Annotated in this window: 13 protein-coding genes; 4 read left to right on the top strand and 9 right to left on the bottom strand. The window is 72.8% G+C overall.

Annotated elements, in window-relative coordinates:
- Positions 1–8: 8 nt before the first annotated feature.
- A complete protein-coding gene (locus tag ACGFIB_RS19965) occupies positions 9–1,409 on the top strand; it encodes an APC family permease (protein ID WP_357243435.1) in 1,401 nt (466 codons plus the stop codon).
- A 5-nt stretch (positions 1,410–1,414) separates the two neighbouring features.
- Positions 1,415–2,413 (top strand): acetamidase/formamidase family protein, encoded by a 999-nt coding sequence (locus tag ACGFIB_RS19960; RefSeq protein ID WP_393373785.1) that lies wholly within the window; start codon positions 1,415–1,417, stop codon positions 2,411–2,413.
- Positions 2,414–2,425: 12 nt separating this feature from the next.
- Here ACGFIB_RS19960 and ACGFIB_RS19955 read toward each other — a convergent pair whose 3' ends face one another.
- Both ACGFIB_RS19955 and ACGFIB_RS19950 read right to left on the bottom strand, forming a co-directional pair.
- Entirely contained in the window at positions 2,426–3,031 is a 606-nt protein-coding gene (locus ACGFIB_RS19955; RefSeq protein WP_142570780.1) for a response regulator transcription factor, read from the bottom strand.
- Positions 3,028–4,251 (bottom strand): sensor histidine kinase, encoded by a 1,224-nt coding sequence (locus tag ACGFIB_RS19950; RefSeq protein ID WP_393373782.1) that lies wholly within the window; start codon positions 4,249–4,251, stop codon positions 3,028–3,030. Before ACGFIB_RS19950 ends, ACGFIB_RS19955 begins: the two co-directional genes overlap by 4 nt.
- Before the next feature lie 149 nt (positions 4,252–4,400).
- Between ACGFIB_RS19950 and polX the strand changes: the two genes are divergently transcribed.
- Positions 4,401–6,119, top strand: coding sequence for a DNA polymerase/3'-5' exonuclease PolX (polX, locus tag ACGFIB_RS19945; RefSeq protein ID WP_393373780.1), 1,719 nt, complete (start codon positions 4,401–4,403; stop codon positions 6,117–6,119).
- Between the two features lie 23 nt (positions 6,120–6,142).
- Here polX and ACGFIB_RS19940 read toward each other — a convergent pair whose 3' ends face one another.
- The 7 genes from ACGFIB_RS19940 to pobA form a co-directional block, all read right to left on the bottom strand.
- Positions 6,143–6,712 (bottom strand): nitroreductase family protein, encoded by a 570-nt coding sequence (locus tag ACGFIB_RS19940; protein ID WP_393373777.1) that lies wholly within the window; start codon positions 6,710–6,712, stop codon positions 6,143–6,145.
- Positions 6,713–6,785: 73 nt separating this feature from the next.
- Positions 6,786–7,166, bottom strand: coding sequence for a 4-carboxymuconolactone decarboxylase (pcaC, locus tag ACGFIB_RS19935; RefSeq protein WP_393373775.1), 381 nt, complete (start codon positions 7,164–7,166; stop codon positions 6,786–6,788).
- Positions 7,163–7,930 (bottom strand): 3-oxoadipate enol-lactonase, encoded by a 768-nt coding sequence (pcaD, locus tag ACGFIB_RS19930; RefSeq protein WP_393373772.1) that lies wholly within the window; start codon positions 7,928–7,930, stop codon positions 7,163–7,165. Before pcaD ends, pcaC begins: the two co-directional genes overlap by 4 nt.
- On the bottom strand, positions 7,927–9,132 hold the full coding sequence (gene pcaB / locus ACGFIB_RS19925) for a 3-carboxy-cis,cis-muconate cycloisomerase (RefSeq protein WP_393373770.1): 1,206 nt from the start codon (positions 9,130–9,132) through the stop codon (positions 7,927–7,929). Before pcaB ends, pcaD begins: the two co-directional genes overlap by 4 nt.
- On the bottom strand, positions 9,122–9,613 hold the full coding sequence (locus ACGFIB_RS19920) for a peptidase associated/transthyretin-like domain-containing protein (protein WP_393373768.1): 492 nt from the start codon (positions 9,611–9,613) through the stop codon (positions 9,122–9,124). Before ACGFIB_RS19920 ends, pcaB begins: the two co-directional genes overlap by 11 nt.
- Complete coding sequence (gene pcaH / locus ACGFIB_RS19915; RefSeq protein ID WP_393373765.1) at positions 9,610–10,314, bottom strand: protocatechuate 3,4-dioxygenase subunit beta; 705 nt, start codon at positions 10,312–10,314, stop codon at positions 9,610–9,612. Before pcaH ends, ACGFIB_RS19920 begins: the two co-directional genes overlap by 4 nt.
- A complete protein-coding gene (gene pobA / locus ACGFIB_RS19910; protein ID WP_357260073.1) occupies positions 10,311–11,486 on the bottom strand; it encodes a 4-hydroxybenzoate 3-monooxygenase in 1,176 nt (391 codons plus the stop codon). The genes pcaH and pobA overlap by 4 nt, the downstream gene beginning before the upstream one ends.
- A 70-nt stretch (positions 11,487–11,556) precedes the next feature.
- Here pobA and ACGFIB_RS19905 point away from each other — a divergent pair, with 70 nt between their 5' ends.
- A complete protein-coding gene (locus ACGFIB_RS19905) occupies positions 11,557–12,324 on the top strand; it encodes an IclR family transcriptional regulator (protein WP_142570796.1) in 768 nt (255 codons plus the stop codon).
- Positions 12,325–12,375: the final 51 nt, after the last annotated feature.

Genomic DNA, 12,375 nt, shown 5'->3' with positions numbered 1-12,375 from the left:
GCGGATCCATGTCCTCCCCACAGTCAGAGGCGCCCGGCGTCGAGCGCTTCGGTTACCAGCAGGAGCTGCGGCGCTCGCTCGGCTTCGCCGACCTGCTCATCTACGGTTTGATCTTCATGGTGCCGATCGCGCCGTTCGGCATCTTCGGCAGCGTCTTCCAGTCGTCCGGCGGGATGGTGGCGCTCGCCTACGTCATCGGCATGGTCGCGATGGCGTTCACCGCCCTGTCGTACGCCCAGATGGCCCGCGCGTTCCCGATGGCGGGCTCGGTCTACACGTACGCGGGCCGGGGCATCGCCGCCCCGGTCGGCTTCCTCGCCGGCTGGGTGATCCTGCTCGACTACGTGCTCGTGCCGTCGCTGCTGTACCTCGTGGCGAGCGCGGCCATGACGTCGTTCGTGCCCGGCGTGCCGATCTGGGTGTGGCTGATCGCCTTCATCGTGCTCAACACGGTGGTCAACTACCTCGGCATCGAGATGACCGCCCGGATGAACAAGATCATGCTGGTCGCCGAGCTGATCGTGCTGGCGATCTTCCTGGTCGTCGGGGCCGTGGCCCTGGCCCAGGGCAAGGGCCACGGCGCCGCGCTCAGCCCGCTGTTCGACTCCTCGACGTTCTCCTGGCCGCTGGCGTTCGGGGCCGTGTCCGTGGCGGTGCTGTCCTTCCTCGGGTTCGACGGCATCTCGATGCTCGCCGAGGAGAGCCGCGAGAGCAGCCGCCGGCTCGGCCGCTCGATGATCTTCGCCCTCGCCCTGGCCGGCGCGCTGTTCGTCGTGCAGACCTGGGTGGCGGCGCTGCTCGCCCCCAACCGCGCCGACCTGCTCACGAAGGGCGACCCGGCCGGCACCGCGTTCTACGACACCGCGGAGTACGCCGGTGGCCACTGGCTGAGCGTGCTGACGGCCGTCGCCACCGCCGTGGCCTGGGGGTTCGCGAACTCCCTCGTCGCCCAGGCGGCCACCTCCCGCCTGCTGTTCGCGATGGCCCGCGACCGCCAGCTCCCGGCGTTCCTCGGCAAGGTGCACCCCAAGCACAGGGTGCCGGTCAACGCGACGTTCCTGGTGGCCGGGGTGTCCCTGGTCCTCGGCCTCTACATGAGCTCGCGCGACGACGGCATCACGCTGCTCGGCACGCTGGTCAACTTCGGCGCGATGACCGCGTTCCTCGCCCTGCACGTCTCGGTCGTCGTCCACTACGTCGTCCGCAACCGCAGCCGTGACTGGTGGCGGCACCTCGTGGCCCCCGCGATCGGCTTCCTGATCCTGCTCTACGTCGTGATCAACGCCAGCATCGCCGCCCAGGTGCTCGGTTTCGTCTGGCTGGCCATCGGCGTCGTGATCCTCGCCGGCTCCTACATGATGGGCCGGCGCCCCACCCTGTCCGCCGTCACCCCGGAGGCCAACGAGTGAACGTCGTGTCCTACCGTCCCCGCCCCGACGACCTGTCGTACACCTTCGGCGGCCGCCCGGCCGTCGAATCCGTCGCGCCCGGAGCGGTGCTGGAGCTGTACACCGAGGACTGCTTCGGCGGCCGGGTGCGCGGCATCGCAGACCTGCCGTCGCAGGTCTGCGAGTTCCCCTATCTGAATCCGGTCACCGGCCCGTTCCACGTCGAGGGGGCCGAGCCCGGCGACACCCTGGCCCTCCACTTCGTCTCCATCGAGCCCGCCCGCGACTGGGCGGTCTCCACGACGTTCCCGCACTTCGGGGCGCTGACGAGCACGCACACCACCCCGACGCTGCAGCCCCCGCTGGAGGAGGCCGTGTGGATGTACGAGGTGGACGCCGGGCGGCGGACCGTGCGTTACCGGGCCCGGCGCGGCGACTTCGCCGTCGAGATGCCGCTCGACCCGATGCATGGGACCGTGGGCGTCGCCCCGGCCGCCGCCGAGGCGCGGATGACCATCACGCCGGACGCCCACGGCGGCAACATGGACACCCCCGAGCTGCGTGCCGGGGTCACGGTCTACCTGGGCGTCAACGTTCCCGGCGCGCTGTTCGCGATCGGCGACGGCCACTGCCGCCAGGGCGACGGCGAGGTCTGCGGCACCGCCGTGGAGGCGGCGATGAACACCGTCGTGGCCGTCGAGCTGATCAAGGGGGTCGCGACGCCGTGGCCGCGGCTGGAGGACGACCGCCACATCATGTCGACCGGCTCGGCCCGGCCGCTGGAGGACGCCTACCGCATCAGCCAGCACGACCTCGTCACCTGGGCCGCCTCCCTCACCGGCCTCGACGAGCTGGACGCCTACCAGCTCGTCAGCCAGGGCGGACAGGCTCCGGTCGGCAACGTCTGCGACACCAACTACACGATGGTGGCCAAGCTGCCCAAGGCGTACCTGGGCGACCCGGACGTGTACGGCTCCGCGCACGCCCGCCTGCGCGCCCTCGGCGAGGAGTACCTCAGCCGTTGAGGAACGCCCGGCTCAGAGCCAGCCGTTGTGGCGGGCGACCCGGACGGCCTCCATGCGGTTGCGGGTGCCGGTCTTGGTGATGCACGCCGACAGGTGGTTGCGTACGGTGCTCTCCGACAGAAAGAGACGGCGGGAGATGTCGCCGGCGGCGGAGCCGTCGGCGGCGGCGGTGAGCACCTCACGCTCCCGCGGCGTCAGCGGGTTCGGCCCGGCGCTCAAAGCGGCCGTGGCCAGGGCGGGATCAACCACGATCTCGCCCGCGAGCACGCGCCTGATCGCCTGGGCCAGCTCGCCGACGGGCCGGTCCTTGACCACGAACCCGCGGGCGCCCGCGTCCAGCGCCCGGCGCAGGTAACCGGGCCGTCCGAACGTCGTGACGATGACCACCACGCACTCCGGGAGGGCGGCCCGCAGGTCCGCGGTCGCGTCGAGCCCGCTGCCGCCGGGCAGCTCGATGTCGAGCAGGGCCACGTCGGGCTTGACCCGCAAGGCGGTGGGAACGATCTCGCCCGCCGTCGCGACCTGCGCGACGACCTCGAAGTCGTCCTCCAGGTCGAGCAGCACGGTGAGCGCGTCGCGCATCATCGTCTGGTCCTCGGCGATCAGCACGCGGGTCACAGGCCGTCCTCTCCGTCGTCGTCCACGCCCGCGTGCGGGATCTCGGCGGTGAGGACGAACCCCTGCGGCAGGCGGGCGGCGGTCAGCCGCCCGCCCGCGGCGGCCAGGCGCTCGCGCAGCCCGCGCAGGCCGCTGCCGTCCTCCTCGCCGGCGGCGCCGCCCGCGCCGTCGTCACCAGGGCCGTCGTCGGTGATCTCGACCAGGACCGGGTCGCGGTCGCGGCGCAGCGTGATGACGCAGCGCCGGGCGCCGGAGTGCCGCACGACGTTCGTGATCCCTTCCCGCACGACCCAGCTCAGCAGCATGTCGGTCTCCCGCGACAGCGCCGGCCCCGACTCCTTCACCACGCAGTCGACGCCGGCCGTGGCCAGGGCCGCCCGTGCGCTGTCGAGCTCGAAGGCGAGGCTCGCGTCCCGGTAACCCGTGACCGCCTCGCGCACCTCGGTCAGCGCCTGCCGTCCGATGGCCTCGATGTCCGCGGCGTGCCGCATGGCCGCCTCCGTGTCGCGCGGGGCCAGCCGCCGCACGGCCTCGGCCTTGACCACCACCATCGAGAGCGTGTGGCCGAGCAGGTCGTGCAGGTCGCGGGAGAAGCGCAGGCGTTCGGCCGAGACGGCGGCGACGGCGAGCTTCTCCCGGGTCCGGCCGAGTTCCTCGATCACCTCGGCCATCCGGCGGAAGCCGTACGTCGTGATCCCGGCGAGGAAGGTGGTCAGCGCGGCGCCCCACAGCGCCTCGCCGAACGAGCCGTCGTGCACCGGGACGATCGCGGCCAGCGCGGCCGTGACGGTGATGAGCGGGGGCGCGAACCGAACCGGGAGCACGAGCGACACGGCCACGGCGAGCAGGGAGAACAGCGTCTGCCACCCGTTCGTCCGGTAGGCCAGGGACGCCGTGATCGTCACCGCCGCGAGCAGCACGACGAAGGCCACGGGCAGGGGCCGCACGGCGGGGCGGGCCAGGTGAGCGGTCACCACGGCCCCCACGAACGACAACCCCGCGGCGGCCACCAGGGTCAAGGCGGGCCAGGAGGGATCCGCCGACATCGCGACGGCGCCCGGCGCCAGCAGCAGGAGGACGGTCAGCCCGAGCGCGGGGGCGAGCAACCGGGCCGGCACCCGTGCGGGGAGCCGAATGGGCAGCCGGGGCCGGAAACGGCCCGGCCGGGCGTCCCCGGGCTCGCACTCCTCCGCCAACGCCGCCTCTGTCATGACCGTCATTATCGTCTGCTTCCGCCCCAGGCGGGCAGGGCGGAATATCGCTTTCCCGGCAGTACGAATCACCCGGGTCTTCGGTCACACCGGCCGGGGACCTCCGCACCTGGAGAGGTCGCCGGGGCGCGTCGCAGCCTGGCCTGGGGGTGCCTGCGATGAGACGGTGCAACGAGGAGGTCGCCGGGCTGCTGCAGGAGTACGCCGACCTGATCGCGATCACCGGAGGTGACGCGTTCAAGGTGCGGGTCTACGAGAAGGCGGCCCGGTCGGTCGGCGGGTACGGCCGCGAGATCGACGGCATGGACGCGGCGGCCCTGCGGGCGATCCCGAACGTCGGCGCGTCGATCGCCGCGAAGATCGACGAATACCTGCGGACCGGGTCGATCCACCAGTTGGAGGAACTGCGGACGAATATCCCCGCCGGGGTGCGCCTGCTGACCACGATCCCCACGCTCGGGCCGAAGAAGGCCATGGTCCTGTATCACGAGCGGGGCGTCGACTCGATCGAGAAGCTGGAGGACGCCATTCACGCCGGGGCCCTGGAGGGGCTGCGCGGGTTCGGGACGAAGACGGAGGAGAACCTGCTGCATGGCATCGAGGTGATGCGCAAGACCGGCAGCCGGGTGCACATCGGGATCGCCATGGCGGTCGCCGAGGAGGTCGTCGCCGCGTTGTCGGCCGTGCCGGGCTGCGAGCGGTGCGCGTACGCCGGGTCGCTGCGGCGGATGAAGGACACGATCGGCGACGTCGACATCCTGGCCACCGCGCAGGATCCGCCGGCCCTGATGGCGGCCTTCACCGCGCTGCCGTACGTCACCGAGGTGATCGCCCACGGCGAGACGAAAAGCTCGGTCCGCACGGCCGCGGGACTCCAGGTCGACCTGCGGGTGGTGCCGAGGGACTCCTGGGGAGCCGCGCTGCAGTACTTCACCGGGTCGAAGGCGCACAACATCCGCACCCGGGAGATCGCCGTGCACCGGAAGCTGAAGCTGTCGGAGTATGGCGTGTTCGACGTGGCGACCGGCGAGAAGATCACCTCGGCGGACGAGGCGGAGGTGTACGGCATGCTCGGCCTGCCGTGGATCGAGCCGACGCTGCGCGAGGACACCGGGGAGATCGAGGCCGCGCTCAGCGTGGGGCTGCCGAGGGTGGTGACCTCGACCGACATCCGCGGCGACCTGCACACCCACACCGACCTGACCGACGGGCTCGCGCCGCTGGAGGAGATGGTCGAGGCGGCCGCGGCGCGCGGCTACGCCTACTATGCGGTGACCGACCACGCGCCCAACCTCTTCATGCAGCGGATGACCGACGAGAAGGCGCTGCAGCAGCGCGAGCGGCTCCGCCGCCTCGGCACGGCCCGCCACGGCATGACGCTGCTGCACGGGTGCGAGCTCAACATCGGCCCGGAGGGCGAGGTCGACTGGCCGCCGGAGTTCCTGGCCGGGTTCGACCTGTGCGTGGCCTCGGTGCACTCGCACTTCACCCAGCCGCCCGAGGAGATGACCCGGCGGCTGATCCGGGCCTGCGAGAACCCGTACGTGAAGATCATCGGCCATCCGACGGCGCGGATCATCGGCAGGCGCGAGCCGGTGGACGCCGACTGGCCGAGGGTTTTCGACGCCTGCGTGCGCACCGGGACGGCGCTGGAGATCGACTCCTTCCCCGACCGGCTCGACCTGCCCTCGGGCCTCGTCCGGCGTGCCGCCGACCGGGGCGTGCTGTTCTCGATCGACAGCGACGCGCACGCCGTGCCGCACCTCGACGTCATGCGGTACGGCGTCGGCACCGCGCAGCGCGGCTGGCTCACCCCCGACCGGGTGATCAACACGTGGCCGGCGGATCGGCTGCGGGAGTTCCTCCGCCCGGGATGAAGGGGCGCGCTGCCGCGCCCTGCTCACTCCGGTGGCTGCCGGTCTCGTGGAGATGCCACACCTGCGGTGCGCAGGTCCGCGATGCTCCGGCGCTCTCGTGCGGGGAGCGTCGTGTCGCTTCGGAGCGGAACTCCGATGGCCGTCATCGTGAGGATGCGCCAACCGGGCCTGACGCCGAGCCGGTTGTGCAGCCCTTCGAGATCGAAGGCGCGGAACTGCCGGCAGGACAGGCCCATGGCGTGGGCCTGCACGGTCATGTGCGCCACCGCCTGGCCGAGGTCGTAGTCGGCGAACTCGGAGTAGAGCATGCCGGTGTCGTCGACTTCGCGGCGAGCCATGTTGACGACCAGCGCGCCGGCGGCGGGCGCCCATCGGCGCGAGCTTCCAGCGAGGTGTTCGACAAGTTGATCGTGTCCGTCCTCTCCCCGGCGGCGCAGATGGAACGACCAGGGCTGAGCGTTGCCGGCGGAGGGAGCCCACCGGGCCGCCTCCAGCAGGGTTTCGACGTCCGAGCCGGACAGCACATGGCTGGGGTCGAAGCGCAGAGGACTGAAGCGCCCCTGCAGGGCCGATGTGAGCTGCGGGGCGTTCATCCCTGACACCGCCCGGACGGTCCGATGATTGGTGCGGGCCGCCGGTCGGCGCTCTCGCCGGTCACGAGGAAGGTCATGCGCGATCCTCGTCCTGGTCCTCCTCCAGCACCCGCTGGGCGACGGAGAACGCGGCGTTGGCGGCGGGAACCCCGCAGTAGATCGCGGTCTGCAGCAGCACCTCTTTGATCTCGTCGATCGTGAGCCCGTTGCGCCGCGCGGCCCGCACGTGCATGCCCAGCTCCTCCAACTGCCCGCGGGCCACCAGGGCGGTGAGCGTGATGCAGCTGCGGGTGCGGCGGTCCAGCCCCGGCCGGGTCCAGATCTCCCCCCAGGCGTACCGGGTGATCAGGTCCTGGAAGTCCGCGGTGAACTCGGTGGTCCGGGCCTGCGCCCGGTCCACGTGGGCGTCGCCCAGCACCTCGCGGCGCACCCGCATGCCGTCCTCGCCGCTCATGCCGTCCTCCAGCGGGTGGTCAGATGCCGCGTGATCGCGTCGTTCACGACGTCCGGGCGTTCGGCCGTGGCCAGGTGGGCCGCCCGCGGCACGACCAGCAGCTCGGCGTCCGGGATGCCCCCGGCCAGGACCTCGGCGTGCGCGGGCGGGGTCGCCGGGTCCTCGGCTCCGGCGATCACCAGGGCGGGCGCGCGGACCTCGCCGAGCCGGTCGCGGACGTCGAAGATCGCCAAGGCGTCGCAGCACGCGGCGTATCCCTCGGGGTCGGCCTCGCGGAGCATGTCCAGGTAGCGCTCGGCGTGGGGGAAACCCGCGGTGAACCACCGTCTCCTCGTCGCCTCGGCCAGCGGCTTCGTGCCCTCCGCACGGACCAGCGCGGCGCGCTCGTGCCAGCTTTCCGCCGTGCCGAACCGCGCGGAGGTGCAGCACAGGACCAGGCTCGCGACGCGGTCCGGCGCGCGCAGCGCCAGCGTGCTCCCGACGGCCCCGCCCAGCGACACCCCCGCGTACGAGACCGACTCCAGGCCGGCGCGGTCGAGCAGCGCCAGCACCCCGTCGGCGAGGTCGTCCACGGTCAGATCACGCGTGGGACCGGAGGCGGCGGGCGAGCCGCCGTGGCCGGGCAGGTCGTAGCGGAGCACCCGCCAGGTGCGCGTGAGTGCGGGAAGCTGCGGCTCCCAGAGGTCGAGCGTCGTGCCCAGCGAGGGCCCGAGCACGACGACCGGGGCGTCCGGCGGCCCGTCGAAGCGGTGGTGCAGGATCATGATGCCTTTTCCTCGTGGTGCTCCAGAGCCCGGTCGACGAGGGCGGGCGCCGCCCCGATGCCCGGGTCCTCCCCATGCTCGGCCAGCACGGCGAGTAGATGATCGAGATTGTGCCGCATGCGCTCGGGGAACACCTCCAGCCCCTCGGTCAGCTCGGCGGCCGTCCCGGCCGCGCCGCCGGCCAGGCGCAGGCACTCGCGCAGCGGCTGCCACTCGGCGTGCCAGCTCCCCGCGGGCCGCTCGTGCTCGGCGACCCGCGAGGCGAGCAGGATCTGCGCGAGCGCGGGCGTCTGCAGCGCCGCCGACCTGATCATCGTGGCGAGCACCGGGTTGCGCTTGTGCGCCATCGCCGACGAGCCGCCCCGGCCCGGCGCGGCGGGCTCGGCCACCTCGCCCACCTCGCTCTGCGCCAGCAGGATCACGTCGGTGGCGAGCTTGCCCAGCGCGCCCGTCACGGCGGCGAGCGCGCAGGCCAGGTCGGTCACGGGCGTGCGCAGCGCGTGCCAGGGCAGCACCGGCTCGGCCAGCCCGGTCTCGGCCGCGAACAGCGGCAGCAGCTCCAGCGCACGCTCGCCGTACCCGGCCATGGTGCCGGCCGCGCCGCCGAGCTGGACCGGCAGCCGCACCGCCGCCAGGCGGTCGCGCGCGTCGCGGCAGCCGACCAGCCAACCGGCGGCCTTCAGACCGAACGTGGTGGGCACCGCCTGCTGCCCGAGCGTGCGGCCCGCCATCGGGGTGTCCCGGTGCTCGCCGGCCAGCCGGGCCAGCGCGGCGAGCGTCAGGCCGAGGTCGCGCAGGATGGTCTCGCGGGCCCGCGCGGCCACCAGCATCGCCGCCGTGTCGAGGATGTCCTGGCTGGTGGCGCCGTGATGCACCCAGGATCCCGCCTCGCCTGCGGCGGCCCGCAGGTCCTTGACCAGCGGCACGACGGGGTTGCCGGCGTCCCTGGCGCGGCGGGCGAGGCCGGCGGGGTCGTAGCGGTCCTGCCCGCTCATGGCCACGGCCGCTTCGGCGATCGCGGCGACGGCCCACTCGGGGACGACGCCGAGGCGGGCCTGCGCCCGCGCGAGGCAGACCTCCGCCTCCAGCATGGCCCGGAGCCAGGCGTCGTCGGCCGTGACCGCCGCCACCTCCGTGCCCGCCCACACCGGGGACAGCAACCCCACATCAGAACCCGCGTCGGAACCCGCGTCAGAACTCAAGGAAGACCGTCTCCTGCTCGCCCTGCAGCCGTACGTCGAACCGATAGACGCCCTGCCCCTCGGCCTGGGCGAGCAACGTCGCGCGGCGGACCGGGTCGAGGGAGTCGAGCAGGGGGTCGGGCGTGTCCGCGAGGTAGACGCGGGTCCACACCGGCTTGAGCAGGCCCCGCGCGAAGACCAGCAGCGCGGCGTACGGCCGGGCGGGCGGCGCGAGGCGGAACCGGTAGGAGCCGTCGGGGGCGGTGCCGCATCGCCCGAAGCCGGAGACCCCGCTCCCGCCGCGGCCGAGGGCGCCCCGATCGCTGCCTTCCCCGGTCCACAGCTCCAGCAGGGCGTCGGGCACCGGCTCGCCGGCGCCGTCGAACACCCGGCCGGTGATCGTCACGGCCCCCGGATGGCCCTCGGGGACGAGCTCCCAGTCGGCCGCGTACGGCAGGGCGAACCCGAAGAACGGGCCGACGGTCTGCGAAGGGGTGGTCACGCGTCCTCCATCGGGGTCTCTACCGGGGTCTCCATCGGGGTCTCCATCGGGGTACGGCCGAGCACGACGTCCCACCGGTAGCCGAGCGCCCACTCCGGCTCGGTGATGTCCAGGTCGAACGTGGCGACGAGCCGCTCGCGGGCGGCCGGGTCGGGAATGGACCGGAAGATCGGGTCGAAGGCGAACAGCGGGTCGCCGGGGAAGTACATCTGTGTCACCAGGCGCTGGGTGAACGCCGTGCCGAAGATCGAGAAGTGGATGTGCGCGGGCCGCCAGGCGTTCGGGTGGTTGCGCCAGGGATAGGCCCCCGGCTTGATCGTGACGAACCGGTAGCGGCCCTCGCCGTCGGTCAGGCACCGGCCCGCGCCGGTGAAGTTGGGGTCGAGCGGCGCCGGGTGCTGGTCGCGCTGGTGGGCGTACCGGCCGGCGGCGTTCGCCTGCCAGAGCTCCACCAGCGTGTCCGGGATCGGCCGGCCCGAGGCGTCGAGGACCCGCCCGGTGACGATGATGCGCTCGCCGAGCGGCTCGCCCGCGTGGCCCGCGGTCAGGTCGGCGTCGAGCGGGTCCACCTCGTCGCGGCCGAAGACCGGGCCGGTCAGCTCGGCCGCCTCCGGGTCCTCCTTCATCTGCAGCGGCGGCCGGGACGGCGCCCGCAGGACCGTGCTGGCGTAGTCCGGGTGCAGGTAGGGGGGGTGCGTCACGATGTCTCCTCTTGGTAGGGCAGGCCCACGTAGTTCTCCGCCAGCGTCGTCCCGGCCGCCTCGGAGGATGTCACGTAGTCGAGGTAGGAGGTCTGCAGCCGCCGGGCGTAGGCGTCGTCGGACTCGAACGTGTGCAGCAGCGTCGTCATCCACCACGAGAAGTGCTGGGCCCGCCACACCCGGGGCAGGCAGGCCGTCGAATAGCCGTCCAGGGCCTCCGTCGAGCCGTCGGCGAACAGGCGCGCCAGCGCCTCGGTCAGCACGCGGACGTCGGCCACCGCCAGGTTGAGCCCCTTCGCGCCGGTCGGCGGCACGATGTGGGCCGCGTCCCCGGCCAGGAACAGCCTGCCGTACTGCATGGGCTCGGCCACGAAGCCGCGCATGGGCGTGATCCCTCTTTCGACGATCTCGCCGGTCGCGAGGGTGAAGCCGGGCACGGTCTCCAGCCTGGCCCGCAGCTCGGCCCAGATCCGCTCGTCGGGCCACGCGGCGAGGTCCTCGTCGGGGGCCACCTGCAGATAGAAGCGGCTGATCTCCGGGGTGCGCATGCTGTGCAGCGCGAAGCCGCGCTCGGTCCGCGAGTAGATCAGCTCCTCCGACGACGGCTTCACCTTCGCGAGGATGCCGAGCCAGGCGAACGGGTAGTCGCGCTGGTACTCGGTCAGCACGCCCTCGGGGATCGACGGCCGGGACACGCCGTGGAAGCCGTCGCACCCGGCGATCACGTCGCAGTCCAGCCGCTCGCCCCCGAAAGTGAGGTACGGCCGGTCGGTGTCGATGTCGTGCACGGCCACGTCGTCCACCTCGAAGCGGACGTCGCCCCCGGCCGCCAGCCGGGCGGCGATCAGGTCCTTGACGACCTCCTGCTGGCCGTACACGGTGATGGCCCGTCCGGGCACCAGCCGTTCGAAGGCGATGCGGTGGCCCGCTCCGCCGTACCGCAGCTCGATGCCGTGGTGGGGCAGGCCCTCCCGCTTCATCCGCTCGCCGACGCCCGCCTCGACGAGCGTGTCCACCGTGCCCTGTTCGAGCACCCCCGCACGCACCCGCCGCTCGACGTACTCCCTGCTGCGGCGTTCGAGCACCACGGACTCGATTCCGCGCAGATGGAGGAGATGGGAGAGCAGCAGGCCGGCCGGTCCTGCTCCGATGATCCCGACCTGAGTTCGCATGGCCCAAGCATCGGGAAGCACCCGCCGTCCCGCGTAGGCTTTGCTTCTACTGAGTGGAAGAAGGGGTCACATGGCCGGCGGCGCACGCGATCCGGGGCGTTCCGTCACGTCGCGGGTGCTGGCCGTGCTCGGCGCCTTCGACGCCCGCCACCCGCGGCTCACGCTGACGGAGATCGCCGGCCGGACCGGCATGGCGCTGAGCACCGTTCACCGGCTCGTCGCGGAGCTGGAGGAGTGGCGCGCGCTGCGCCGCGGCGCCGACGGGCGCTACCAGATCGGCCGCCGCATGTGGGAGCTGGGACAGCTCGCCCCCGACCCGCTGCAGGAGGTGGCGCACCCCTGGCTGCAGGAGCTGTTCGGCGGCACCGGGGAGAACGTCCACCTGGCGGTGCGCGACGGGGTCGAGGTGCTCTACGTCGACAAGGTGTACGGCAAGCGGGCCGTGCCGATCGTGTCGCGGACCGGCTCGCGCCTGCCCATGCACCCGACCGGCGTCGGCAAGGCGCTGCTGGCCTTCGAGCCGGGCTGGTTCGTCACGTCCTACCTGTCCCGGCCGCTGGAGCGGCCGACCCCGCACACCGTCACCGAGCCGGGCCGGCTGGCCCGCGAGCTGTCCCAGGTGCGCGCTCAGGGATACGCGACCACGCACGAGGAGATGACGCTCGGCTCCTGCTCGGCGGCCGCGCCGGTGCTGGTCGGGGACCGGCCCGTCGCGGCCGTCGGCATCGTGGTCTCCTCCAGGCGGGTGCGCGAGCTGCCCCGCCTGGTCGATCCGCTGCTGGCCGTCGCGGCCCGCATCGCCGGCGACTACCGGGCCGCCGTCACCGGCGATGCCTGAATCGATCAACGTTCGTTAAGATCGGCGGCGAACGTGAGAAACGGAGATCGC

Origin of the sequence: Microbispora bryophytorum (genome assembly GCF_043197435.1) — a bacterium.
Taxonomy (GTDB): Bacteria; Actinomycetota; Actinomycetes; order Streptosporangiales; family Streptosporangiaceae; genus Microbispora; species Microbispora bryophytorum.
The sequence above is the reverse complement of the archived record's forward strand: the minus strand, read 5'-3'. Positions and strand labels throughout refer to the sequence as shown.

Bases quoted from the DNA above. Each gene is read 5' to 3' on its own strand.
- ACGFIB_RS19965 (WP_357243435.1), top strand. From the start codon at position 9: ATGTCCTCCCCACAGTCAGAGGCGCCCGGCGTCGAGCGCTTCGGTTAC.
- ACGFIB_RS19950 (WP_393373782.1), bottom strand. From the start codon at position 4,251: ATGACGGTCATGACAGAGGCGGCGTTGGCGGAGGAGTGCGAGCCCGGG.
- polX (WP_393373780.1), top strand. From the start codon at position 4,401: ATGAGACGGTGCAACGAGGAGGTCGCCGGGCTGCTGCAGGAGTACGCC.
- ACGFIB_RS19940 (WP_393373777.1), bottom strand. From the start codon at position 6,712: ATGAACGCCCCGCAGCTCACATCGGCCCTGCAGGGGCGCTTCAGTCCT.
- pcaC (WP_393373775.1), bottom strand. From the start codon at position 7,166: ATGAGCGGCGAGGACGGCATGCGGGTGCGCCGCGAGGTGCTGGGCGAC.
- pcaD (WP_393373772.1), bottom strand. From the start codon at position 7,930: ATGATCCTGCACCACCGCTTCGACGGGCCGCCGGACGCCCCGGTCGTC.
- pobA (WP_357260073.1), bottom strand. From the start codon at position 11,486: ATGCGAACTCAGGTCGGGATCATCGGAGCAGGACCGGCCGGCCTGCTG.
- ACGFIB_RS19905 (WP_142570796.1), top strand. From the start codon at position 11,557: ATGGCCGGCGGCGCACGCGATCCGGGGCGTTCCGTCACGTCGCGGGTG.